Source organism: Streptomyces sp. NPDC005722 (assembly GCF_040630935.1).
GTDB lineage: Bacteria > Actinomycetota > Actinomycetes > Streptomycetales > Streptomycetaceae > Actinacidiphila.
This window is the reverse complement of record NZ_JBEXYN010000007.1, coordinates 83,008-106,091: the sequence shown is the minus strand read 5'-3', so window position 1 is coordinate 106,091 and position 23,084 is coordinate 83,008. Positions and strand designations below refer to the sequence as shown.

Below are 23,084 nucleotides of genomic sequence, written 5' to 3'. Positions count from 1 at the left end.
CCGCAGGGAAACCGGCTCCCGAGAAATCGTCACTCTGACGAGAGTTGGGGGTAGCATCCTCAGACATGAGCACTGCAGACCTGGGGCTGCCCGTCACGGTCCCCTCCACCGCGCTGTTCACCGACCGGTACGAGCTGACCATGCTGCAGGCCGCGCTGCGCAGCGGCGCCGCCCACCGTCGTTCGGTGTTCGAGGTGTTCACCCGCCGGCTGCCCGAGGGGCGCCGGTACGGGGTGGTGTGCGGCACCGGCCGGGTGCTGGACGCGGTGGAGAACTTCCGCTTCGACGCCGACATCCTGTCCTTCCTGGAACGGGAGCGGGTGGTGGACGGGCCCACCCTGGAGTGGCTGGCCGGGTACCGCTTCCGCGGCGACGTCCACGGCTACCCCGAGGGGGAGGTGTACTTCCCCGGCTCGCCGGTCATGCGGGTCGAGGGCACCTTCGCCGAGGCGGTGGTGCTGGAGACGGTGGTGCTGTCGATCCTCAACCACGACTCGGCGATCGCGGCGGCCGCCTCCCGGATGGCCGTGGCCGCCGCGGGCCGGCCGCTGATGGAGATGGGGGCCCGCCGTACCCACGAGCTGGCGGCGGTGGCGGCCTCCCGCGCCGCCTACGTCGGGGGCTTCGCCTCGTCCAGCAACCTGGCCGCCGGGTTCCGTTACGGCCTGCCGACCATCGGCACCAGCGCGCACGCCTTCACCCTCCTCCACGACGACGAGCGGGACGCCTTCACCGCGCAGGTCGAGTCGCTCGGCAGCGGCACCACGCTGCTGGTCGACACCTACGACGTGGCGTCGGCCGTACGGGCCGCCGTGGAGATCGCCGGCCCCGAGCTGGGGGCGGTGCGCATCGACTCCGGGGACCTGCTGCTGCTCGCCCACCGGGTGCGGCAGCAGCTGGACGACCTGGGGGCGAAGAACACCCGGATCGTGGTGACCTCCGACCTGGACGAGTACGCGATCGCCTCGCTGGCCGCGGCCCCGGTCGACGCGTACGGGGTGGGCACCTCGCTGGTGACCGGCAGCGGCCATCCGACCTGCTCGATGGTGTACAAGCTGGTCGCCCGCGCCACCTCCGACGACCCCGCCGCGCCCCTGGTGCCGGTGGCGAAGAAGTCCATGGGCGGCAAGACCAGCATCGGCGGCCGCAAGTGGGCGGCCCGGCGGCCGGACGCCGACGGGATCGCCGAGGCCGAGGTGATCGGCACCGGCCCGGTCCCGGGGCCGCTGGCGGACCGGCAGCTGCTGGTGCCGCTGGTGCTGGGCGGCGAGACCGTGCACCGCGAGCCGCTGGACGCCGCCCGCGCCCGTCACATCGAGGCGCGCGCCGCACTGCCGCTGTCCGCGACGCAGCTGTCGCGCGGCGAGCCCGTGCTGCACACCGAGTACATCACCCACTGATCCGCCGGTGGCGCCCTGCCCCGGCCGGGCGCCGCTCACCACAGTCGACAAGCGACAGCGACCGGAAAGGACCGACCGCCATGCACCGCGCACTGATCGTCGTGGACGTGCAGAACGACTTCTGCGAGGGCGGCAGCCTGCCGGTCGCCGGGGGCGCCGAGGTCGCCGCGGGCATCACGGACCTGGTGGGGGACGCGACCGCCGGCTACCGCCACGTCGTGGCGACCCGCGACCACCACGTCTCCCCCGGCGGGCACTTCGCCGACCACCCCGACTTCGTCCACACCTGGCCGCCGCACTGCGTCGCCGGCACCGAGGGCGTCGGCTTCCACCCCAACTTCGCGCCGGCGGTCGCCTCCGGCGCGGTGGAGGCGGTCTTCGACAAGGGCGCGTACGCGGGCGCGTACAGCGGTTTCGAGGCCGCCGACGAGAACGGCACCGGGCTGGCCCGGTGGCTGCGCGAGCGCGGAGTGGCGGAGGTCGACGTGGTCGGCATCGCCGCCGACCACTGCGTGCGGGCGACCGCGCTGGACGCCGTGCGGGAGGGCTTCCGCACCCGGGTGCTGCTCGACCTGACGGCCGGCGTCATGGCGGAGACGACCGAGCGGGCGCTGGAGGAACTGCGCGCGGCCGGCGCGGAGCTGTCCGGGAAGCCGGTCGTGCGCGGACGGGCCTGACACCCGGGCCCCGCCCGGGTTCAGCGGCGCACGGTCGGGCCCAGCAGTGCCCCGATCGACTGCCAGGGGGCGGCGGGTGCGGAGGGGATGCGGCGCCAGACCAGCCCGTCGGGGTGGTGCAGGACGGCGTTGATCTCGTCGGACGTCGGGGGCTCCATGTTGCCGACGAGGCGGGCGGCGCGGAAGCCGAGGTTCCGCAGGCGGGTCAGCGCGCGCTGCCGGTTGACGGCGACGACCAGCACCCTGATGTACTCGTCGGGGGCCCCGCCGGGCGAGGGCAACCGGAGGGCCACGACGACGTCGCCGCTGAGGAGCCGGGTGAAACCGCCGCTGGCCATAAGCACATGATCGGCAGATCGGCCCCCGTCCACCAGGGGACGGGGGCCGATCAGGTCACTTCCGGTGGTGCGCGATCACTTCTTGGAGGGGCTGACCAGGAGGGTGACGGTGCTGCCGTCCCGGGCCTCGTGGATGATCGTGATGCGGGTGTTGGTCGGGGACGTCTTCACGCTGCCCGTGGGGTTCTCCGAGGACCAGTAGGAGTTGCGGTCGTCGAAGACCGGGTTGCCGGGCAGGCTCGGGATCTTGGTGGCGACGCCGTTCTTGTGCAGGGTGAGGGCGTCGGTGCGGGCCCAGGTGAACGTGGAGTCGTAGGCCTGCACGCGGTTGCGCTGCAGCGTGCCGTCCTTCCACTTCAGCGCCTTGGGGTGGGCGTCGATCGGGAGGATCCGGCCGGCACCCGGGTGCGCGCTGACGTTGTTGTCGTTCATCGAGGTGTCCCACAGCCAGATCAGCAGGCCGTTCTGGTACGCGTAGTGCTCGACCCAGTTGTCCTTGGGGGCGGCCCAGCCGAAGTTGTAGGGGCCGACCTTGAGGGTCTTGTCGTACGAGACGTACTGCCGGTTCTCCGCGATGTAGTACTGCGCGTACTCTTCGGAGAACGTGGAGCCCTTGGCCGTGAAGCCGTTCGCGGTCCAGCCGTTGGCACCGGACTCGGCGCCGTCGCTGAACACGGTCGCGCCGTCGGCGGTCAGGGTGATCGCGTCGGCGAGGAAGCCCTTCTGGGCCACGCCGCCGTCGGACTGGTAACGGAAGCGGAGCTTGACCGACTCGCCGGCGTAGGCGTCCAGCGGGAGCACCATGTCCTGGTAGGAGGCCGCGGTGCCGGTCAGCGCGGGCTTGCCGCTGGCGTCACGCGGGAGCGGGGCGCCGCCGATGGTGCCGTCGACCGCGTTCCAGGTGGCGCCGCCGTCGGTGGACACCTCGGTGTAGAGGTAGTCGTAGTTCTCCTCGATGTCGTACCAGCCCTTGAGGGCCAGGCTCGCCGAGGTCTTGCCGGTGAGGTCGACGTCGCGGGTGAGGGTGTTGCTCAGGTTGTCACCGCTGCCGCTCCACCACTGCCTGGTGCCCTCGGCCGGGGTGGCCAGCTCGGTGGTCACGGTCTTCTCCGGGAGCGTGACGACCAGGCCCTGCTTCTTCGCGGTGTTGTACTCCGCGACGCCGAGGGTGTTGAGCGAGGTCTTGCCGGCCTTGGCGGTGGCGTAGTTCAGCCAGCCCAGCTGCAGCTTGTCCCAGGCCGTCATGTCGCCGGGCAGGTCGCCGATGGCGTCCTTGCCGGTGCCGAGCCAGGAACCGGACGACATCAGCGTCCAGAAGCCGGTGGAGTTCTCGGCGGTGTTGGTGGTGTCGTAGTGGTCCGGCAGACCGAGGTCGTGGCCGAACTCGTGGGCGAAGACACCGAGGCCGCCGTTCTCGGGCTGCACGGTGTAGTCGCCGACCCACACGCCGGTGTCGCCGATCTGCGTGCCGCCGAGCAGGTTGCCCTGGGGGCCGGTGGCGCCGGCGTCGGTGCCGAACGCGTACCAGCGGTGGGCCCAGATCGCGTCCTCGCCCTGGGCGCCGCCGCCGGCGGACTCGTCCTCGCCGGCGTGCACGATCTGGAAGTGGTCGATGTAGCCGTCGGCCTCGTTGAAGTTGCCGTCGCCGTCGTAGTCGTAGCGGTCCCACTGGTCGTACTCGGCCAGCTTCGCCTTGATCGTGGCGGCGCTGTCACCGGCGGCCTTGCGGGTGGCGACCCACTTGTTCACCGCGTCCGCGACGAGGTTCCAGGTGCAGGTGTCGCACTTGTTGCTGCCGTACCGGGCCTCGTTCCAGTCGACCTTGACCCAGTCGGCGACCTCGCCGGCGACCGAGTAGCGGCCGGAGGACTGCCTCTCGTAGTACTTGGCCACGGACTCGTTGTTCGCGGCCTTGGAGAAGTACAGGTCCTGGAAGTGCTGCCGGTTGTAGTCGGCCTGCCATTCCGTGGAGTTGTCCTTGGCGCGGTCCGGCTTGGCTATCTGGTTGTGCGCGGGACCGGGCGTGCCGCCGTACGCGGGGTCGGCGTTGTTGCCGAACTCCGCGAGGATCACGAAGATCTTGTCGGTCTTCTCGCGCGCGAGCTCGACGTACTTGTTCTTGCCGAGCTTCACCACGTCCGAGGCACCGCGGTCCTCGACCTTGGACTTGCCGGAGATGACCTGCTCGATCGCCTGCTGGCGCTGGGCGGCCTGACGCTCGCTCAGCGGGCCCTTCAGATCGTGCTCGACACGCTCCGCCTTCGCCGGGTCGTGCCGCACGACGCGACCGGCCTGCGGGTCGGCCTGGGCTGCCGCGACGGGGAAGGCGGTGGCGCCTATTGCGGCGATCGCCACGGCCAGAGCGGCGGATCTGATGGTCCGTCGTTGGCTTATCACGATGTATTGACCTCCCTAGGGTGAAGCCATTGCACCGGAGTGACGCGTGAAAAGACAGATCTTGACTTGACCATGACCGGCAAGTACGGTGAGCGACCGGTCGGTTGCACATAGCGGACACCGCGGCCCGAGCAAGTACCTTTCGCCGCAGATCCGTTGGGCACAAGAAGATCGTGATGCGACCCCATGCGCCCCCCGTGCTTCCGCACCGTGGGTTAGGTCACGCTTACCGGGCGTTCCGCGCGGGCATCTCGCACCGTAGGGTCGGTGGTTGGCGTGCCACGTCCGAACCACCCGGAAGACGGCCCTGGCCGACGCTCCGCCACAATCGACGCATATGAGGACGGATCAGCCATGCCACGTCCCACCCCCGCGCAGCTGACGTACGGTTCCGCGACCGTGGTGCTCTCCACCCTCGCGATGCTGCTGCTCTCCGAGGCGAGATCGGGCTTCGCGGTGGCGGTCATCGCCGCGGCGGGACTGGCGCTCGGTGTCCTGGTCGCCGTGACGGCGGCGATCCCGGCCGGCACCCGGCGCACCCGGCGCGAACCGCCCGCCGAGCCGCACCCGGTCCCGCGGCCCCGTGTCCGCGGCAACGCCGAAGCCCGCCTGGGCGAGCACTCGCTGCGACGCTGAGCGCCACACCCCCGAACACGCCGACGGCCCCGGAGCGGATGCTCCGGGGCCGTCGTCTACGTGGGGGTGCGCGTCAGGCCTTGACGACGACGGTCTTGGCCGCCTTGTCGTGCCAGCACTGGCGGTACGGCTTGTCCCACAGGTGCCACAGGACGTTCAGCAGCGACAGGATGAAGCCCACGCACGGCACGATGCCGACGAAGGAGTACACCGCCGCGCGACCCCAGGCGGCGCTGCCGGGCGGGCTGCCGTCGGCCAGCTTGGCCACGCGGATCTTCATGACCTTCTTGCCGATGGTCTGACCCGTGGACTGGAGCATCAGGCCCTCGTAGGCGAACGCACCGGCGAAGACGAGCAGCTCGATGCCGAGCAGCGCGCCGGTGTCCGTGAGGGAGGTGCCCGTCACGGCCATCAGGATGATGAGCGCGACGAGGAAGATGCCGCCGTCGATGAGCCGGGCGAGGAAGCGCTGGCCGCTGTCCGCCAGCGGGGGCATGCCCGCCAGGGCCGGGTCCGTGGGCATCTGGCCGTAGCCGGGCGCCTGCTGCGGATAGGCGTAGGGCTGCTGCTGCGGGAACGGCTGCTGCTCGTACGGGTTCTGGCCCTGGGGCTGCTGCTGCCCGTACGGCTGCTGGCCGTACGGGTTCTGGTCCCCCGAGCCGCCCTGCGGGTAACCGTACCCGGGCGGTTGATTCGAACTCATGGAGTGAGTAAATCAGCCGGGAATGACGGCGCATAGACGCAGATGGTCACGGCCCTGCGACGATCACCCCACAGCGTGCCTTACTCCACCGAAACCACCACGGTTTGCCCCGCTTTGTCGTGCAGGCACTGGCGGTACGGCTTGTCCCAGGTGCACCAGAGCACCTCGATGATCCAGAAGATCTCACCGCAGCACGGGATGATCGGCACCAGCGCGTAGACCCCCTCCCGCTTGAGCGCCGCCGGGGTCGTCGGCTTGGCGCCGTCGGTGAGCATGCCGACGCGCACCCTCAGCAGCTTCTTGCCGAGGCTCTGCCCGTACCGGGTGAGCATGAACACCTGGTAGGCCAGGTAGATCACGGCGTAGATCACGCTCTGGGAGAACAGCGCGCCGGTGGTGTCGTAGTCGTAGTTCCAGATCAGACCGGTGAGGCCGTAGACCGGGATGCCGACGATCAGCGCGTCGACGATGCGCGCGACCAGCCGGCGCCCGCGGTTCGCCAACGGGGGCATGCCCGCCAGGGGGTCGGGCTCGCCCATGCCGTAGGGGCCGCTCGCGTACGGGTCGCCGGCGCCACCGTACGCCGGGGGCGGCTGGTCGTAGGGCGAGCCGCCGGCCGGGGGCTGGTACGGGGGCGGCGGGTACGGCTGCTGCCCCGGCGGCTGCTGACCGGGTGCCTGCTGCCCCGGCGGAGGCTGCTCACCGGGCGGCGGTGACTGCCCGGGCGGCGGCGGCTGCGCGGGCCCGGACGGCTCCCGGGGCGGCTTGGCGAACGGGTCCTCGGGCTGGTCGGTGCTCATGCCCCGAGTGAAACCCGTGCGATTCGGCCGCGCCTCCGGCGGGGGCCGTTCGGGTGTCAGCGGTCGCGGGCCACGAAGGTGCGCGCCGCCTTGTCGTGCCAGCACTGCCGCCACGGCCGGTCGAACAGGCACCACACCAGTCCGAGGAAGCCGATCACCAGCGCGTCCAGCACCGTGTGGGTGAGCCAGCGGCGCAGCGCCTGCCCGAAACCGGGCTCGTACTGGCTCTCGATGTCGAGCACGCGCAGGCCGAGCAGCTTCTTGCCGAGGGTGCGGCCCCACTTGGCGGTGGGCAGCACCTCGTACAGCAGTCCGGTGACGAGCACGACCGCGGCGACGATGCCCAGTTGCAGGCCCGTCGTGCCGTCGATCAGCCAGACCGTCACCTCTTCGCCGGTCAGGCGGGCGGCGTCCACCTTGTCGCGCAGGTGCTCGTACGCCGCCGTCCCCAGCGGCACCGCGGCCGCCGCGACGAGCGCGCCCACCACGGCGGTGTCGATCAGCCGGGCCACCAGACGCTTCCCGGGCGACGCGGGACGCGCCTGCTGCTGCGCGGCGGCGAACGGGTCGTCGGCGACCGGCCGCCACGGTGCGGGGGACGCCGCCTCCCCGCCCTGCGCGGGGACCTGACGGGCCAGGTCGTGCACCTGCTGGGCCCACGGCACGGCCGGGGACTGCTGCCCGGGCACGGCGCTCTCGGTGGCCGCGGACGCGGTGGCGGCGGCCGCGGACGGGGACGCGGATCCCGTGCGGGCGGGCGCCGGGGCCGGGGCCGGGGCCGGCGAGGGGGTGGGAGCAGGGGCGGTGGTCCGTGCCGGGGCGGGGGCGGGGGCCGTGGCCTGCGCCCGCGCGGGCGCCGCGGGCTGCTCCGCGCGCTCGGCGGCGCCCCACGACACGCGGGGCGAGGGGTCCTGCCGGGCCGGGTCGGCGGCCCACGCCCGTTCCGCGGCGGGCTCCGGACGGGCCTCCTGCTGCGGCTGTTGTGGCTGCTGCGACTGGGGCTGCAGTCCGGTGACGGTCTCGGGCCCGCGTTCGGCCCGCGGCGCCCGCGGGTCCTCGTCCAGGAACATCGGTCCGGACTCCTCCAGCGCGGGGGTCCGCGGCGTCGCGGCCGCCTCCGGGGCCCCCGGGGCCTCCGGGACGGGGGGCACGGGCGGCGGTGCCAGCGCGGGGCCGGCCGCGGCCACGGCCGCACCGGACGGCGGCGCCAGGTCCTCCCCGGGCCGCGGGGCGGGACGGCTCGTGCCGGGCACCCAGGAGGAGCCGTTCCAGTACCGGATGTAGCCCGGGATGGACGGGTCCGGGTAGTACCCGGGACCTGGCAGACTCCCGCCGCTGCTACCGGAGGTCATCCGTGACAACTCCCCTCACGACCGACACGCTCGACCAGCCCGCCGTCCCCCGGCGTGCAAGGAGGACACTAACGAAGAACGCGGCGGGCGGACGAAAGAAACGATCCGTGGGCGAGGATCGGCATTCCGGGGCAAATCCCGGCTACCGAACCGATACGCTTCCGAACTGACACCGCCTCGGACGGACGGGGACGTGCGCGCCGCGGAGCCGTGGGCGCGGCGGGGGCGGGAACGGGAGGACCGTCGCAGGGCCGGACGCACCCCCAGCCGGGGCGGACGGCGACGTTCCGTGTGTACCGCATCCATCTCGCGTGTGCAGGCCTTCGGGAAAAGTCCCCCCGATCGCCGGAACCCGCGTAATGGTGAAGGCCGTATGCGCTCTCTCCCGGTGCGGGCCCCGCGCAGCACCCGCCGCGCAGCACCGCCAGGGGCCTTCGCGCCGAGGAAAGGACGACGAGATGCACACCGTGGTCGAACGCGAGCTGGAGATGCACCTGGTGCTGTCGCCGGAGCGCAGCATCGCCGTCCCGGCCAGGCTGGTCTACCGGGCCGAGGACCCCTTCGCCGTGCACATCACCTTCCACATCGGCTCGGACTGCCCCGTCAGCTGGACCTTCGCGCGGGAGTTGCTGGTCGAGGGGGTGTTCCGGCCGAGCGGGCACGGTGACGTGCGGATCTGGCCGACCAAGACGGACGGGCGGAGCGTGATCTGCATGGCCCTCAGCTCGCCGGACGGCACCGCCCTGCTGGAGGCGTCCTCGCACCCGGTGGCGGCGTGGCTGGAGCGGACGCTGCGGGCGGTGCCGCCGGGGACGGAACTGGACCACCTGTCCATGGACGAACGGCTGGACGAGCTGCTGGCGCCGGCCGCCGGCGAGGGGGCGCGCGACGAGCGCCGTACGCGCGACCCCTGGCAGGGCTCCGACGAGCCGCCGGACGCCTGAGGCGGGGACCCCGGGGCCCGGCGGCCGGAGAGCGGGGTCAGAACACCTTGCCCGGGTTGAGGATGCCGAGCGGGTCGAATACGGCCTTGATGCCACGCTGCATCTCCACGCCCACCGGGCCGAGTTCGCGCGCCAGCCACTCCTTCTTCAGCACCCCCACGCCGTGCTCCCCGGTGATCGTGCCGCCGAGTTCCAGGCCGAGCGCCATGATCTCGTCGAAGGACTCGCGCGCGCGGCCGGACTCCTCGGGGTCGGCGGCGTCGAAGCACACCACGGGGTGGGTGTTGCCGTCGCCGGCGTGCGCGCACACGCCGATCGTCAGGTCGTGCTTGCGGGCGATCGCCGCGACCCCGTCGAGCATCGCGGCGAGCCTGCCGCGCGGCACGCACACGTCGTCGATCATCGTGGCCGTGGAGACCCGCTCCAGCGCGGGCAGCGCCATCCGCCGCGCCTGCAGCAGCATTTCGGACTCCATCGCGTCCTCGGCCGGCACCACCTGCGTCGCCCCGGCGGCCGTGCACAGCTCCCCCACCGCGGCGAGGTCGGCGGCCGGGTCGGGGGTGTCGAAGGCGGCGAGCAGCAGCGCCTCGGTGGATTCGGGCAGTCCCATGCTGGTCATGGCGTTGACCGCGCGCACGGTCGTGCCGTCCATCAGCTCCAGCAGCGAGGGCACGTGGCCGCCGGCCATGATGTCGCAGACCGCCGCGCAGGCCGCCTCGGCCGAGGGGAACTCGGCGACCAGCGCCAACTGCTCGGGCGGCGCGGGCTTGAGCGCCAGCACGGCCCGCACCACGATGCCGAGGCTGCCCTCGGAGCCGACGAGGAGCCGGGTCAGGTCGTAGCCGGCGACGCCCTTGGCGGTACGCCGGCCGGTGCGCAGCAGCCGCCCGTCGGCCAGGACGACCTCCAGGCCGAGCACGTACTCGGCGGTGACGCCGTACTTCACGCAGCACAGGCCGCCGGAGCCGGTGCCGATGTTGCCGCCGATGGTGCACTGCTCCCAGCTGGAGGGGTCCGGCGGGTAGTACAGGCCGCGCTCGGCGACGGCGCGGGACAGGGCGGCGTTGACGACGCCCGGTTCGACGACCGCGACGCGGTCGACGGGGTCGATCTCCAGGACGCGGTCCATCCTGGTCAGGGAGAGCACGATGCAGCCGTCGGAGGCGTTGGCGGCGCCCGACAGGCCGGTACGGGCCCCTTGCGGCACGACGGGCACCCGCAGGGCCGTGGCGGTCCGCATGACGTGCTGGACCTGCTCCACGGTGCGCGGAAGGACGACCACGGCGGGTGCCCCGGCCGGGCAGAAGCTGGCCATGTCGTTGGCGTAGGAGGCGGTGACGTCGGGATCGGCGAGGATGGCCTCGTCGGGGAGTCCGGCGCGCAGCCGGTCGATGAGATCGCCCATGCGTCAAGCTTCGCACCGCGCCGCCGCCCGGGGAAGATCACGTCACCGGGCGGGCCCGCGGCGTTCTGAGTATCCGTACGGATGGTGGTGCGGGCGGGGCGCGGCGAGGATGGCCGCCGTGACGGACACGAGGGACACGACGGAGGAAGCGGGCGGCACGGCACCGGCGCGGCGGCGCGCACGGCGCGCGATCGCCGTGCGCTGCGTGTGGACGGTGGTGCTGCTCGCCCCGCCGGTGGTGCTGTGGGTCATGGGCGCGGCGGACGCGGCGCACCACAAGAGCCCCACGGACTGGGTGGGCAACCACCGGACCAAGGTGGCGCTGGAGAACGCGGCCCTGCTCGTCGCGGGCCTGCCCGCGGCGGGCGCGGTGGCCGGCGCCCTCGCCGGTGCGCTGCGGCGGCCGCCGCGCACGGGGCTGTGGGCCGCGACGGGCGCGGTGCTGGGGGCGCTGGCGCTGTGGGGTCTCGGGGTGTGGGCGTTCGTCTCGGCCCTGCGGAACCTCACGATCGTCTTCTGACGGCGGCCGGCGCCGGTCCACGCCCCTCCCCCGTGGAGGCATGGTCCGGCGCCGGAGTCCGCGGCATCGGCGATCAGAGGTTGCCGCGACGCTCCTGCTCGCGCTCGATCGCTTCGAAGAGCGCCTTGAAGTTGCCCTTGCCGAAGCCCATCGAACCGTGCCGCTCGATCATTTCGAAGAAGACGGTCGGGCGATCCTGGACAGGCTTGGTGAAGATCTGCAGCAGGTAGCCGTCTTCGTCCCGGTCTGCCAGGATCTTCAGCTCGCGCAGGGTGTCGATCGGGACACGGGTGTCGCCGACCCACTCGCCGAGGGTGTCGTAGTAGGAGTCGGGGGTGTCGAGGAACTCGACGCCCGCGGCGCGCATGGCGCGGACCGAGGCGACGATGTCGTTGGTGGCGAGGGCGATGTGCTGGACGCCCGGGCCGCCGTAGAACTCCAGGTACTCGTCGATCTGGGACTTCTTCTTGGCGATCGCGGGCTCGTTGATGGGGAACTTGACCTTCAGCGTGCCGTCCGCGACGACCTTCGACATCAGCGCCGAGTACTCGGTGGCGATGTCGTCACCGACGAACTCCTTCATGTTGGTGAAGCCCATGACCCGGTTGTAGAAGGTCACCCACTCGTTCATCCTGCCGAGCTCGACGTTGCCGACGCAGTGGTCGATCGCCTGGAAGAACCGCTTGGCCGGCGGCTCCACGATCGGCTCGGCGGCGACGTAGCCGGGCAGGTAAGGGCCCTTGTAGGCGCCGCGCTCGACGAGGGTGTGCCGGGTCTGGCCGTAGGTGGCGATGGCGGCCAGGACGACGGTGCCGTACTCGTCGCCGACCTCGTGGGGCGCCTCCAGGCCGGTGGCGCCGTGCGCGAGGGCGTACTCGTAGGCGGCACGGACGTCCGGCACCTCCAGGGCCAGGTCCACGACGCCGTCGCCGTGCGCGGCGACGTGCTCCTCCAGGAAGCGGCCGTGGTCGGTGGTGGCCCTGACGACGGAGGTGAAGACGAAGCGGGCGCTCCCGGACTCCAGGACGTAGGACGCGGTCTCGCGGCTGCCGTTCTCCGGTCCGGAGTAGGCCACGCGCTTCATGCCGAACGCCGTCGAGTAGTAGTGGGCGGCCTGCTTGGCGTTGCCCACCGCGAAGACGACCGCGTCCATTCCCTTGACCGGGAACGGGTCCGCGTCGCCGGGGGTGGGGGAAGTGTGATCCAGGGTCTCAGTCATGGCAGCAGCCTCGCCCGGCAGCTCAAGGTGCGCAATAGTTTCCGGAACGACTGGGCACTCTGTACAGCGCTACCGCGAAAAGAGGCGGCATTCTGTGCACGGTGACCACCGTCACAGGAGGGACTGGGGTGCCATGGGGATCGACCGGCTGGACGGACGGCTGATCAAGCTGCTCGCCGAGGAACCGCGGATCGGCGTGCTGGAGGCCTCGCGCCGCCTGGGAGTGGCGCGCGGGACGGTGCAGGCACGACTGGACCGGCTTCAGGCCAATGGGGTGATCCGCGGCTTCGGGCCGCAGGTGGACCCGGCCGCGCTGGGCTACCCGGTGACGGCCTTCGCGACCCTGGAGATCAAGCAGGGGCAAGGCCCGGACGTACGGGCGCACTTGGCGGGCGTGCCGGAGGTCCTGGAACTGCACACCACGACCGGGCAGGGGGACATGCTGTGCCGGCTGGTGGCCCGCTCGAACGCCGATCTCCAACGTGTGATCGACCGGGTTGTGGGCTTTGATGGCATCGTGCGGGCCTCCACGGCGATCGTCATGGAGAACCCGGTCCCGTTGCGGATCATCCCGCTGGTCGAGCAGGCGGCACAGGACGCGGACACGTAGCCGAGGGACGGCAGGGGTGATGCCGGGTGAGCTTCTGGGAGTACCTCGCCGGCCGGCACGAGCAACTGCTGATCGACGCGTACCAGCAGGCCAGCCTGGTCTTCCAGTGCATGGTGCTGGCGACCGCGATCGGGGTGGCGATCGGGGTGCTCTCCTACCGGCGCGACTGGGCCGCGGGCCTGGCCGTGACCTCCACCGCCACGATCCTCACCGTCCCCTCGCTCGCCCTGATCGGCCTGCTCATCCCCTGGCTGGGGCTCGGCGTGCCCCCGACCGTGACGGCGCTGACGCTGTACGGGCTGCTGCCGGTGGTCCGCAACGCGATCGTGGGACTGCGCGGGGTCGACCCCGCGCTGGTCGACGCGGCCCGCGGCATCGGCATGTCCCGGACGGCGGCCCTGGCGCGGATCGAGCTGCCGCTGGCCTGGCCGCCGATCCTGACCGGCATCCGGGTGGCGACCCAGATGCTGATGGGCATCGCGGCGATCGCGGCGTACGCCTCCGGGCCGGGGCTCGGCAACGAGATCTTCCGTGGGATCGCCTCCCTGGGCGGCGCCAACGCGCTCAACCAGGTGCTGGCCGGGACGATCGGCATCGTCGTCCTGGCGCTGCTCTTCGACGCCTGCTACGTGCTGCTCGGGCGGCTCACCATCCCGCGGGGGATCCGTGGCTGAGGCGTCGGGCGCGACCATCGAGCTGGAGCAGCTGACCAAGCGCTACCCGGGCAGCGCGGAGCCGGCCGTCGACGGCGTGAGCATGGAGATCGGGGCCGGCGAGACGGTGATCTTCGTCGGGCCCTCCGGGTGCGGGAAGTCCACCACCCTGAAGATGATCAACCGGCTGATCGAGCCGACCTCCGGCCGCATCCGCATCGGCGGCGAGGACGTCACCGACATGGACCCGGTGAGGCTGCGTCGCAAGATCGGCTACGCGATCCAGTCCTCCGGGCTGTTCCCGCACATGACGGTGGCCGAGAACATCGGGCTCGTCCCCCGGATGGTGGGCTGGTCCAAGGCGCGGGTCCGGGACCGCGTCGAGGAGATGCTGGACCTGGTGGGGCTGGACCCGCGGGAGTTCCGGGGCCGCTACCCGCGGCAGTTGTCGGGCGGTCAGCAGCAGCGCGTCGGGGTGGCGCGGGCGCTGGCGGCGGACCCGCCGGTGCTGCTGATGGACGAGCCCTTCGGCGCCGTCGACCCGATCACCCGTGACCACCTCCAAGACGAACTGATCAGGCTGCAGCACGAACTGCACAAGACGATCGTCTTCGTCACCCATGACTTCGACGAGGCGATCAAGCTCGGGGACCGCATCGCGGTGCTGCGGGAGCGCTCGCACATCGCCCAGTTCGACACCCCCGAGGCGATCCTGACCAATCCGGCCGACGACTTCGTCTCCGGGTTCGTCGGCGCCGGGGCCGCCCTCAAGCGGCTCAACCTGACCCGGGTGCGGGACGTGGGAGTCGCCGACTTCCCGACGGTGCGCCTGGACGACCCCCTGCAGTCGATCTTCGACCGGCTGCGGGAGGCGACCACCACCAACGAGCTGCTGCTGCTGGACCGCAGGGGCCGCCCCTACAAGTGGCTGCGGCGCGGCGACCTGATGCGCGCCAAGGGCTCGCTGGCCCGGGCCGGGACGCTGGTGGGCGACACCGTGACCCGGGACGCGACGCTGCGGGACGCCCTGGAGGCGGTGCTCACCGACAGCAGCGGACGGGTCGCGGTGACCGGGCGGCGCGGCGAGTTCACCGGGGTGGTGGACATGGAGACGCTGCTCAACTCCGTGCACGAACTGCTGGAGGAGGACCGGCTGGCCGCGCTCGAGCACCGTCACGAGCTGGAGGAGACGCGCGCCCCGCAGACCCGGGCCGAGCAGGAGGGCTCCGACCACGAACCGGGGGCGCGGGCATGAGCCCCGCCGCCGGACCGCAGGGCGGGACGAGTGGACCGGGCGGCCCCGCGGCGGCCTCCGGGGCCGGCGACGGAACGGCGGGCCCGGAGGACCCGGAGGCCGGTCAGGGCCCCGGCGGCGAGCCGGCCGCCCCCGCCGCCGGGCCGGTCCGGCGGCTGACCTGGCGGCGGCTGCTGGTCACCCCGGCCGCGCTGGCCCTCGTCCTGCTCGCCACCTACCTGTGGATCACCGGCATCACCCTCGACTCCATCGCCGAGAACGCCCTCGTCGGCGACACCGTCCGGGTGCGGCTGTGGCAGCACGTCAAGCTCACCGCGATCTCCACCTTCTGGGTGCTGGTCATCGCCGTCCCGCTCGGCATCGCGCTGACCCGGCGGCGGCTGCGTCCGGCCGCTCCGGTGGTGACGGCGATCGCCAACATCGGGCAGGCCACGCCCGCCATCGGGATGCTGGCGCTGCTCGTCATCTGGCTGGGCATCGGGCCCCGCACCGCGCTGGTCGGCATGGTGGTCTACGCGGTGCTGCCGGTGCTCTCCAACACCATGGCGGGCCTGCGGGCCATCGACCCGACCCTGATCGAGGCCTCGCGCGGCATCGGGATGTCGGCGGCCGGGACGCTGTCGCGGATCGAACTCCCGCTGGCCGTACCGCTGATCCTGGCGGGCGTGCGCACCGCGCTGGTGCTCAACGTGGGAACCGCCACGCTCGCCACGTTCGTCGGCGGTGGCGGGCTCGGCGACATCATCACCACCGGGATCGTCACGCAGCGCATGCCGGTGCTCGTACTGGGCTCGGTGCTCACCGTGGTGCTGGCCCTGCTGGTGGACTGGCTGGCGTCGCTGGCCGAGCAACTGCTGCGCCCGCACGGCCTGGAGACGGCATGACGCGCCGCCGGGCCCTGGCCGCGGGCCTGCTGGTGCTGCTCGCCTGCGCCCCGGGCTGCGGGCTCAAGAGCGGCAGCCCGCTCGTCGACGACGTGCGCCCCGGCTCCCTGGGCAAGGGGCTGCCGCTCAAGGGCGCCTCGCTCACGGTGACGTCCAAGAGCTTCAGCGAGCAGATCATCCTGGGCTCGATGATCGGCCTGGTCTTCAAGGCGGCGGGCGCGGAAGTGCTGGACCGCACCAACATCCAGGGCTCGATCGGGGCGCGGGAGGCGGTCAAGTCCGGTGCCGCGGACGCGATGTACGAGTACACCGGCACCGCCTGGATCACCTACCTCGGCAACGACGAGCCCATCACCGACCCCGGGGAGCAGTGGCGGGCCGTCCGCGACGCCGACGTGCGGAACGGGATCATCTGGCTGCGGCCGTCCACCCTGGACAACACCTACGCCCTGGCCGTCAGCCCGGAGAAGAACCGCCCGTACGGGCTGCGGACGCTGTCCGACGTGGCCGCCCTGTCCAGGAGGGACCCCAAGGCCGTCACCCTCTGCGTGGAGAACGAGTTCGCCTCGCGCGACGACGGTCTGCCCGGCATGCAGAAGGCGTACGGCATGGACCTGCCCTCCGCCAACATCCGCAAGATGGACACCGGGATCATCTACACCCAGATCGCGAAGCCGGGTTCCTGCCTGCTCGGCGAGGTCTACACGACCGACGGCCGGATCGCCTCCCTCGGCCTGCAGGTGATGGAGGACGACAAGCACTTCTTCCCCAACTACGACGCCGCCCCCGTCGTCAACAGCAAGGCGCTGGAACGCTGGCCGGCCATCCGCGGCCTGCTCGACCCGCTGTCGGCGAAGCTGACCACCGACGTGGGCCGGGAGCTCAACGCGAAGGTCGACGTGGAGGGCGAGGACCCGCACGAGGTCGCCAAGGAGTGGCTGGTGAAGGAGGGCTTCATCACGGCGGGCTGAGTCCGCCGGGCGGGCCACCGCCGCGGAGGTTGCAAAGAAAGCATTGCAAAGGAGTCTTTGCAAGCTCTACGGTGGGGGCGTGCCAGACGAATCCACCGCCGCCGCGGCCGATCCCGGCGTCATCAGCCTCGATCCGCGCACCCTGCGCGGACTCGCCCACCCGCTGCGCATCCGGCTGCTCGCCGCACTGCGCGAGTACGGGCCCGCCACCGCCTCGGGGCTCGCGGGCCGGCTCGGCGAGTCCAGCGGCGCCACCAGCTACCACCTGCGGCAACTGGCGGCGTACGGCTTCGTGGAGGAGGACCCGGGGCGCGGCACCGCCCGCGAACGCTGGTGGAAGGCCGCGCACAGCGGCACCCGCTTCAACGCGGCGGGCTTCCTGGCCCACGCCGACCCCGACGTGCGCGCCGCCATCGGCCTGTTGGGCCGGGAGGTCGCCGCGGTCCACGCCGAGGAGCTCCGGACCTGGCTCGACACCCTGGACGGCTGGTCGCCGCAGTGGCGCGAGGCCTTCGACCTCAGCGACTTCGCCCTGCGGCTCACGCCCGAACGGGCCCGCGCCCTGCGGGCCGAGCTGCACGCCGTGGTGGAGAGCTACCGCGACACGGACACCGGCCGGCAGGGCGGCGACGCCGACGACACCGCACACGTCCGCGTCCACCTGCACGCCTTTCCGCGCGCCGCGGACTGACCGCACCGACCACGGGGGACCCGCATGGACACCGAGACCGGCATACCCGACGGCACCGAAGGGGCCACCGCGCCCACCCCGGCACCCGACCCCGCACCCGACCCGCGGCCGCTGCGGCTGGTGCTGGCCGCCAACGTCGTGTCGATCAGCGGCAATTCGCTCACCGTGCTCGCCGTCCCCTGGTTCGTGCTGCAGACCACCGGCAGCGCCGCCCGCGCCGGCCTGGCGGCCTTCTGCGCGACCCTGCCGGTCGTGGTCTCCGCGCTCGTCGGCGGACCGGTCATCGACCGCTTCGGGCGGCGCAGGTCATCGGTCCTGTCGGACGCGGTGTGCGCGGTGGCCGTCCTGGGCATCCCGCTGCTCCACTTCGCGGGCGTACTGCAGTTCTGGCAGCTGTGCGCGCTGATGGCCGTCAGCGGGCTCTTCCACGGCCCCGGCGAGACCGCGCGCGAAGTGCTGCTGCCCGTCCTGGCCGAGCGGGCCGGGACACCGCTGGGACGCGCCGCGGGCTACTTCGACGGCGCCTCGCGCGGTGCCCGGATGCTCGGCGCCTCGGTCGGCGGTGTGCTCATCGCCGTCCTGGGCGCCGAGGCGGTGCTGCTGCTGGACGCCGCGACCTTCGCCGTCTCCGCGCTGCTGATCGCCCTCGGCGTACGCGGGCTGCCGGGCGCCGAGCCCGTCAAGGACGCGGCACCGGTCTCCCTGCGCACCTACCGGGCCGAACTGCGCGAGGGATACGCCTTCCTGATCCGCTCCCGGCTGCTGCTCGCCATCACCTTGATGGTCATGGTGACCAACGGCCTGGACGCGGGCTGGAGTTCGGTGCTGCTGCCGGTGCACGCCGAGCGGGAACTCGGCGGCTCCGTCCAACTCGGACTGCTGTCGGGCCTCTTCGGGGCCGGCGCCCTCGCCGGGGCCCTGCTCTACGGGGCGGTGGGCCACCGCCTGCCGCGATGGCCGGTCTACACGGTGTGCTTCCTGCTGTGCGGCGCGCCCCGGTTCCTGGTCGCCGCGTGGGTGCCCGGGTGGGGCGGCCTGGCGGTGACCATGGTGGCCGGTGGCCTCGCGGCGGGGGCGCTCAACCCGATCCTGGCGACGGTGACGTTCGAGCACATCCCCGACGCACTGCGCACCCGGGCGCTGGGCACCCTCGGCGCCGGGGTGCTGCTCACCACCCCCGTCGGCGGACTCGCCGCGGGCTACCTGGTGGACGGCGCGGGCCTGACCACCGCGCTGCTGCTGACCGGCGGGGCGTACTTCCTGGCCACGTTGTGCCCGCTGGTCTTCCCCTCCTGGCGCCGCATGGACGCCGCGAGGAGCGGCTGACCGCGGCCTAGCAGCTGGGGACCTTGCCGCCGCTCTGCAGGGCGTCCAGGGCGTCGATCGCGCCGTCGAGGGTGGTGACGGGCACCAGTCGCAGCCCCTCGGGGAGTTCGGCCCGGGCGTCGGCGCACTCGGCCTTCGGGACGAGGAACACGGTCGCGCCGTCGCGCCTCGCGGCCTGCTCCTTGAGCGGGACGCCGCCGACCGGGCCGACCTTGCCGGCGGCGGTGATCGTCCCCGTACCGGCGACCCTGCGGCCGCCGGTGAGGTCGCCGCCGCGGCCGTTGCCCTCGATCTTGTCGATGATGCCCAGGCTGAACATCAGGCCCGCGCTGGGCCCGCCCACGTCCGCGAGGTGCAGGGTGACCTCGACGTCCGAGGGGGACAGCCGCAGCTGCCGCAGGGCCGCCGCGGTGGCGTCCTGCTGGGACTCGGTCATCTCCGCCTGGTTGTGCTGCTCGATCTCCTTGACCGTGCCGCCGGTCGGGTAGACCGCGTCGCGCGGCATCACGGCCCGGTCCGTGGCGAACCAGGCCGTCAGGACGTCGCCGAAGCGGACGGTCGCGTCCGGGTTGGTCGCGGCGATGGTCGTCATCCGCAGCTGCCCCGAGGTGTCGCGGGTCTCGGTACCGGTGATCGTGATCACCGGCTTGCCCTGGTCGTCGCCGAGGACGTCGGCCGTCAGCCCGGGCACGACGATCGAGATCGGCAGCGGCGCGAACAGGGCCACCGCCAGCAGCGCGGCCACGAGCGCGGCGCAGACGGCGAGGATCCGGTTCCGGGCGGAGGCGAAAGGCATGGGGTGAATCTAGTTCACGGGAGCGGCGCGGCGTGCCGGGGCCCGGTGGACCCCGGTCCGGCGGCGCCCTCACCGCAGGGCGTCGGCCACCTCCAGGGCCGCCTCGACGACCCGCGGACCCACCCGTTCGGGTATCACGTCGGCGAGCATCACCACACCGACGCTGCCCTCGATGCCCGGGACCCCCACCAGCGGGGCCGCTGCGCCGCTCGCGCCGGCCTCCAGCTCGCCGTGGGTCAGGACGTAGCCGGGGCCCTCGGAGCAGCGCGGATCGGGCTCGTACGGCTGCACACTGCGCCCGGCGAGGATGGCCCGGCCCGCGGCGCCGCGGTCCAGGGAGTGCCGGAAGCCGGTGCGGTAGGCGACGTGGTAGTCGGTCCAGCTCGGCTCGACGACCGCCACGGCCAGCGCCTCGGTGCCGTCGACCAGGGTGAGGTGGGCGGTGGCCCCGATGTCCTCGGCCAGCGAGCGCAGGGCGGGGAGCGCGGCCTCGCGCAGCAGCGGGTGCACCTGGTGCGCCAGCCGCAGCACGCCGAGGCCGACCCGGGCGCGGCCGCCGAGGTCCCGGCGGACCAGGGAGTGCTGCTCCAGGGTGGCCAGGAGGCGGTAGACCACCGTGCGGTTCACGCCCAGCTTCGCCGCGAGCTCCGTGACGGTCAGTCCGTGGTCGGTGTCGGCCAACAGCTTCAGGACCCGCAGGCCCCGGTCGAGCGTCTGAGAGGTCTCCGCGGTCACGACGCCCCCTTCTCGTGTGAGTGGCGGCTCATCTCTCACGTCGGGAGCACTGCCGGTCCCGCGGCAGAGCGCGGAGAGGCCACCGGTCTGGCGGTACCGGCTGGCGCCCCGAGGCTGCTCTGCCACGGCGCGTTGCGTGAGCGGAACGGTAGCGATGCGTACCGCTCAGCGGAAGACTTCGTCCACAATCCGGTCACGTGACCGGAGCAGCGGGGGCGCCCGACGTAAATCTTCCGCCGAATCACCCCTCACGCCGCAAGATTCACACCAGTGCTGATGCCCTGTCAGTAGCGGTGCGGAGCACCGCTGATGAGGGGACGTCCGCCGCTCAGCGCATCCGGGTCGCCCACTCCTGGACCTTCTTGATGCGCTCGTTGAGCTGCCCCGCCGTCGCCTCCGCGCTCGGCGGACCGCCGCACACCCGGCGCAGCTCGTTGTGGATGACGCCGTGCGGCTTGCCGCTCTGGTGGTTGTACGCCGCGACCATCGTGTTCAGCCGCTTGCGCAGCTCCAGCAGTTCCTTGTGCGTGACGATCGGCCGCCGCTCGGCGGGCAGTTCCAGCAGGTCCGCCTCGCCGTCCGGCTTCTTCCTGCTGTGGGCGATCTGCCGGGCCTGCCGCTTCTGCAGCAGCAACTGCACCTGGTCCGGCTCGAGGAGGCCCGGAATGCCCAGGTAGTCCTGCTCCTCCTCGCTGCCCGGATGCGCCTGCATGCCGAACTCGGCGCCGTCGTAGAGCACCCGGTCGAAGACCGCGTCGGACTCCAGCGCCTCGAAGGGCAGCATGTCCTGCTCGCCGGTGTCCTCGTCCTGCTGCTTCTCGGCCTCCTCCAGCTCCTTCTCGGACTCCGCGTACGGGTCCTCCTCGCCCTCCTTCTTCGGCTTGTCGAGGGCGTGGTCCCGCTCCACCTCCATCTCGCCGGCGAACTCCAGCAGCGTGGGGATGGTCGGCAGGAAGACCGAGGCCGTCTCGCCACGCCTGCGGGACCGCACGAAGCGGCCGACCGCCTGCGCGAAGAACAGCGGCGTGGAGATCGTCGTCGCGTAGACCCCGACGGCCAGCCGCGGGACGTCCACGCCCTCCGACACCATGCGGACCGCGACCATCCAGCGGTCGTCGCTCGCGCTGAACTCCTCGATCCGCGAGGACGCCCCGGTGTCGTCGGAGAGCACCACGGTCGCCTTGTGCCCGGTGATCTCCCGGATCAGCTTGGCGTACGCGCGGGCCGTGTCCTGGTCGGTGGCGATCACCAGCGCACCGGCGTCCGGGATGGACTTGCGGACCTCCGTCAGCCGCTGGTCCGCGGCGCGCAGCACGTTCGGGATCCACTCGCCGGTCGGCGCCAGCGCGGTCCGCCAGGCCTGGCCGATCGCGTCCTTGGTCATCGGCTCGCCGAGCCGCGCGGAGATCTCGTCGCCGGCCTTCGTGCGCCAGCGCATGTTGCCGCTGTACGAGAGGAAGATCACAGGGCGCACGACGTGGTCGGCGAGCGCGTTGCCGTAGCCGTAGGTGTAGTCGGCGGAGGACCGGCGGATGCCGTCGTTGCCCTCCTCGTACACCACGAACGGGATCGGGTTGGTGTCCGACCGGAACGGCGTCCCGGTCAGCGCCAGCCGCCTGGTCGCCGGCTCGAACGCCTCCAGGCACGCCTCGCCCCAGGACCGGCTGTCGCCCGCGTGGTGGATCTCGTCCAGGATCACCAGCGTCTTGCGCTGCTCGCAGCGGTTGCGGTGCAGCATCGGGCGCACACCGACGCCCGCGTAGGTCACCGCGACCCCGTGGTAGTCCTTCCCGACCGGCCCCGCGCTGTACTCGGGGTCCAGCCTGATGCCTATCCGGGCCGCGGCCTCCGCCCACTGCTTCTTCAGGTGCTCGGTGGGGGCGACGACGGTGATCTGCTGCACGAGGTGGTTGTGGAGCAGGTACGAGGCCAGGGTGAGCGCGAAGGTCGTCTTGCCGGCGCCGGGGGTCGCGACGGCCAGGAAGTCACGTGGCTGCGTCGCGATGTACCGGTCCAGGGCACCCTGCTGCCAGGCACGCAGCTTGCCGGCCGTGCCCCAGGGGGCGCGGCCGGGGAAGGCGGGCGACAGGTGGTGCGAGTGCGAGTTGCTGGCGCTGTGCGGGGCGGTGGTAGTCACGGTCTCCGGTGACGGGTCGGGTACGACAACCGTCACAGCCTACTGGGGCGGTGTCCGTGCCTAGGGCTGCGGCACCGACCGGGCCCGTGGTCGGGACCTGGGGTGGTATGCGGGTGCGTCGTGCCTGCGGCGGGGCGGGGAGGGGGCGGGTGGCTGGGGCGGGTGGCTGGGGCGGGCGTTTCGGCTGCTCAGCGTCGTCGGCTGTCGCGCCGTCTCGCGCCCTGCGGGCGCAAAGATGCCGGCTGCGGAGGTGAGGGTGGCGGTCCGGGGCTTGTCGGCAGTGTGCGGCTCGGTGGACGGCTGGGGTTCAGGCGCCGGAGCGGGGTGCCTCTCCCTTGGCGGAGGTCTCGTTGCCGTCCGCGGGTATAGATGGCCGCTTCCACGCCCACTGCCGGTGGTGGGCGCGCCCGCCGTAACCCGCGCCTGCGGGTATTTCGGGGTGCTGTCGGGGGCCGGCGGGAGATCGGGCCCGCTTTCGACGGTATATCCGGCGGAACAGAGCCCGATCTTCGCGCGGACGGAGACCGGGCTCGCTTTCAGCGGTATAGCCGTCGAAACAGAGCCCGATCTTCGGATCGGCCGAGATCCGGCCCGCTTTCGCTGTCACAGACGTCGAAACAGAGCCCGATGTCGGA

The 23,084-nt window shown here is 72.4% G+C and carries 22 protein-coding genes; 12 read left to right on the top strand and 10 right to left on the bottom strand.

Annotated elements, in window-relative coordinates:
- Window positions 1–65 precede the first annotated feature (65 nt).
- Window positions 66–1,400, top strand: coding sequence for a nicotinate phosphoribosyltransferase (locus tag ABZ479_RS11400; protein WP_500461390.1), 1,335 nt, complete (start codon window positions 66–68; stop codon window positions 1,398–1,400).
- Window positions 1,401–1,480: 80 nt separating this feature from the next.
- Window positions 1,481–2,077 carry a nicotinamidase gene (locus ABZ479_RS11395; protein WP_500461389.1) on the top strand — a complete coding sequence of 199 codons (597 nt, stop codon included), beginning with the start codon at window positions 1,481–1,483 and terminating at the stop codon, window positions 2,075–2,077.
- Between the two features lie 20 nt (window positions 2,078–2,097).
- On the opposite strand, the gene ABZ479_RS11390 is transcribed toward ABZ479_RS11395, so the two are convergent.
- Window positions 2,098–2,415, bottom strand: coding sequence for a hypothetical protein (locus ABZ479_RS11390; RefSeq protein WP_500461388.1), 318 nt, complete (start codon window positions 2,413–2,415; stop codon window positions 2,098–2,100).
- A gap of 75 nt (window positions 2,416–2,490) precedes the next feature.
- The gene (locus ABZ479_RS11385) at window positions 2,491–4,812 is read right to left on the bottom strand and encodes an immune inhibitor A domain-containing protein (protein WP_500461387.1); all 2,322 of its coding nucleotides are present in this window, start codon (window positions 4,810–4,812) and stop codon (window positions 2,491–2,493) included.
- A 354-nt stretch (window positions 4,813–5,166) separates the two neighbouring features.
- Between ABZ479_RS11385 and ABZ479_RS11380 the strand changes: the two genes are divergently transcribed.
- Entirely contained in the window at window positions 5,167–5,448 is a 282-nt protein-coding gene (locus ABZ479_RS11380; RefSeq protein ID WP_499599290.1) for a hypothetical protein, read from the top strand.
- A gap of 73 nt (window positions 5,449–5,521) precedes the next feature.
- On the opposite strand, the gene ABZ479_RS11375 is transcribed toward ABZ479_RS11380, so the two are convergent.
- From ABZ479_RS11375 to ABZ479_RS11365, 3 genes are all read right to left on the bottom strand, one after another.
- A complete protein-coding gene (locus ABZ479_RS11375) occupies window positions 5,522–6,151 on the bottom strand; it encodes an RDD family protein (RefSeq protein ID WP_500461386.1) in 630 nt (209 codons plus the stop codon).
- A gap of 80 nt (window positions 6,152–6,231) precedes the next feature.
- Window positions 6,232–6,951 carry an RDD family protein gene (locus ABZ479_RS11370; protein WP_500461385.1) on the bottom strand — a complete coding sequence of 240 codons (720 nt, stop codon included), beginning with the start codon at window positions 6,949–6,951 and terminating at the stop codon, window positions 6,232–6,234.
- A gap of 56 nt (window positions 6,952–7,007) precedes the next feature.
- Window positions 7,008–8,303 carry an RDD family protein gene (locus ABZ479_RS11365; RefSeq protein ID WP_500461384.1) on the bottom strand — a complete coding sequence of 432 codons (1,296 nt, stop codon included), beginning with the start codon at window positions 8,301–8,303 and terminating at the stop codon, window positions 7,008–7,010.
- Between the two features lie 458 nt (window positions 8,304–8,761).
- On the opposite strand from ABZ479_RS11365, the gene ABZ479_RS11360 reads away from it, so the two are divergent.
- A complete protein-coding gene (locus tag ABZ479_RS11360; RefSeq protein ID WP_500461383.1) occupies window positions 8,762–9,247 on the top strand; it encodes an SsgA family sporulation/cell division regulator in 486 nt (161 codons plus the stop codon).
- Between the two features lie 37 nt (window positions 9,248–9,284).
- On the opposite strand, the gene ABZ479_RS11355 is transcribed toward ABZ479_RS11360, so the two are convergent.
- Complete coding sequence (locus ABZ479_RS11355; RefSeq protein ID WP_500461382.1) at window positions 9,285–10,652, bottom strand: FAD-binding oxidoreductase; 1,368 nt, start codon at window positions 10,650–10,652, stop codon at window positions 9,285–9,287.
- A gap of 118 nt (window positions 10,653–10,770) precedes the next feature.
- Here ABZ479_RS11355 and ABZ479_RS11350 point away from each other — a divergent pair, with 118 nt between their 5' ends.
- The gene (locus ABZ479_RS11350; RefSeq protein WP_500461380.1) at window positions 10,771–11,172 is read left to right on the top strand and encodes a hypothetical protein; all 402 of its coding nucleotides are present in this window, start codon (window positions 10,771–10,773) and stop codon (window positions 11,170–11,172) included.
- Window positions 11,173–11,245: 73 nt separating this feature from the next.
- Here ABZ479_RS11350 and hppD read toward each other — a convergent pair whose 3' ends face one another.
- Complete coding sequence (hppD, locus tag ABZ479_RS11345; protein WP_500461378.1) at window positions 11,246–12,391, bottom strand: 4-hydroxyphenylpyruvate dioxygenase; 1,146 nt, start codon at window positions 12,389–12,391, stop codon at window positions 11,246–11,248.
- 133 nt (window positions 12,392–12,524) lie between these two features.
- On the opposite strand from hppD, the gene ABZ479_RS11340 reads away from it, so the two are divergent.
- The 7 genes from ABZ479_RS11340 to ABZ479_RS11310 all read left to right on the top strand — a co-directional run bounded on the left by ABZ479_RS11340 (window position 12,525) and on the right by ABZ479_RS11310 (window position 18,781).
- A complete protein-coding gene (locus ABZ479_RS11340) occupies window positions 12,525–13,001 on the top strand; it encodes an Lrp/AsnC family transcriptional regulator (protein WP_499512096.1) in 477 nt (158 codons plus the stop codon).
- 26 nt (window positions 13,002–13,027) lie between these two features.
- Complete coding sequence (locus tag ABZ479_RS11335; protein ID WP_500461376.1) at window positions 13,028–13,675, top strand: ABC transporter permease; 648 nt, start codon at window positions 13,028–13,030, stop codon at window positions 13,673–13,675.
- Window positions 13,668–14,909 (top strand): betaine/proline/choline family ABC transporter ATP-binding protein, encoded by a 1,242-nt coding sequence (locus ABZ479_RS11330; protein WP_499599302.1) that lies wholly within the window; start codon window positions 13,668–13,670, stop codon window positions 14,907–14,909. The genes ABZ479_RS11335 and ABZ479_RS11330 overlap by 8 nt, the downstream gene beginning before the upstream one ends.
- Window positions 14,906–15,793 (top strand): ABC transporter permease, encoded by an 888-nt coding sequence (locus ABZ479_RS11325; RefSeq protein ID WP_500461374.1) that lies wholly within the window; start codon window positions 14,906–14,908, stop codon window positions 15,791–15,793. The genes ABZ479_RS11330 and ABZ479_RS11325 overlap by 4 nt, the downstream gene beginning before the upstream one ends.
- Window positions 15,790–16,764, top strand: a complete 975-nt coding sequence (locus tag ABZ479_RS11320; protein ID WP_500461372.1) for a glycine betaine ABC transporter substrate-binding protein — start codon at window positions 15,790–15,792, stop codon at window positions 16,762–16,764. Before ABZ479_RS11325 ends, ABZ479_RS11320 begins: the two co-directional genes overlap by 4 nt.
- 79 nt (window positions 16,765–16,843) lie before the next feature.
- On the top strand, window positions 16,844–17,455 hold the full coding sequence (locus tag ABZ479_RS11315) for a helix-turn-helix domain-containing protein (protein WP_500461371.1): 612 nt from the start codon (window positions 16,844–16,846) through the stop codon (window positions 17,453–17,455).
- 24 nt (window positions 17,456–17,479) lie between these two features.
- Window positions 17,480–18,781 carry an MFS transporter gene (locus ABZ479_RS11310; RefSeq protein WP_500461370.1) on the top strand — a complete coding sequence of 434 codons (1,302 nt, stop codon included), beginning with the start codon at window positions 17,480–17,482 and terminating at the stop codon, window positions 18,779–18,781.
- Window positions 18,782–18,788: 7 nt separating this feature from the next.
- Here ABZ479_RS11310 and ABZ479_RS11305 read toward each other — a convergent pair whose 3' ends face one another.
- The 3 genes from ABZ479_RS11305 to ABZ479_RS11295 all read right to left on the bottom strand — a co-directional run bounded on the left by ABZ479_RS11305 (window position 18,789) and on the right by ABZ479_RS11295 (window position 22,449).
- Window positions 18,789–19,577, bottom strand: coding sequence for a S16 family serine protease (locus ABZ479_RS11305; protein ID WP_500461368.1), 789 nt, complete (start codon window positions 19,575–19,577; stop codon window positions 18,789–18,791).
- 69 nt (window positions 19,578–19,646) lie between these two features.
- Window positions 19,647–20,312, bottom strand: a complete 666-nt coding sequence (locus ABZ479_RS11300) for an IclR family transcriptional regulator (RefSeq protein WP_431959644.1) — start codon at window positions 20,310–20,312, stop codon at window positions 19,647–19,649.
- A 328-nt stretch (window positions 20,313–20,640) separates the two neighbouring features.
- Window positions 20,641–22,449 carry a DEAD/DEAH box helicase gene (locus tag ABZ479_RS11295; RefSeq protein ID WP_500461366.1) on the bottom strand — a complete coding sequence of 603 codons (1,809 nt, stop codon included), beginning with the start codon at window positions 22,447–22,449 and terminating at the stop codon, window positions 20,641–20,643.
- Window positions 22,450–23,084: the final 635 nt, after the last annotated feature.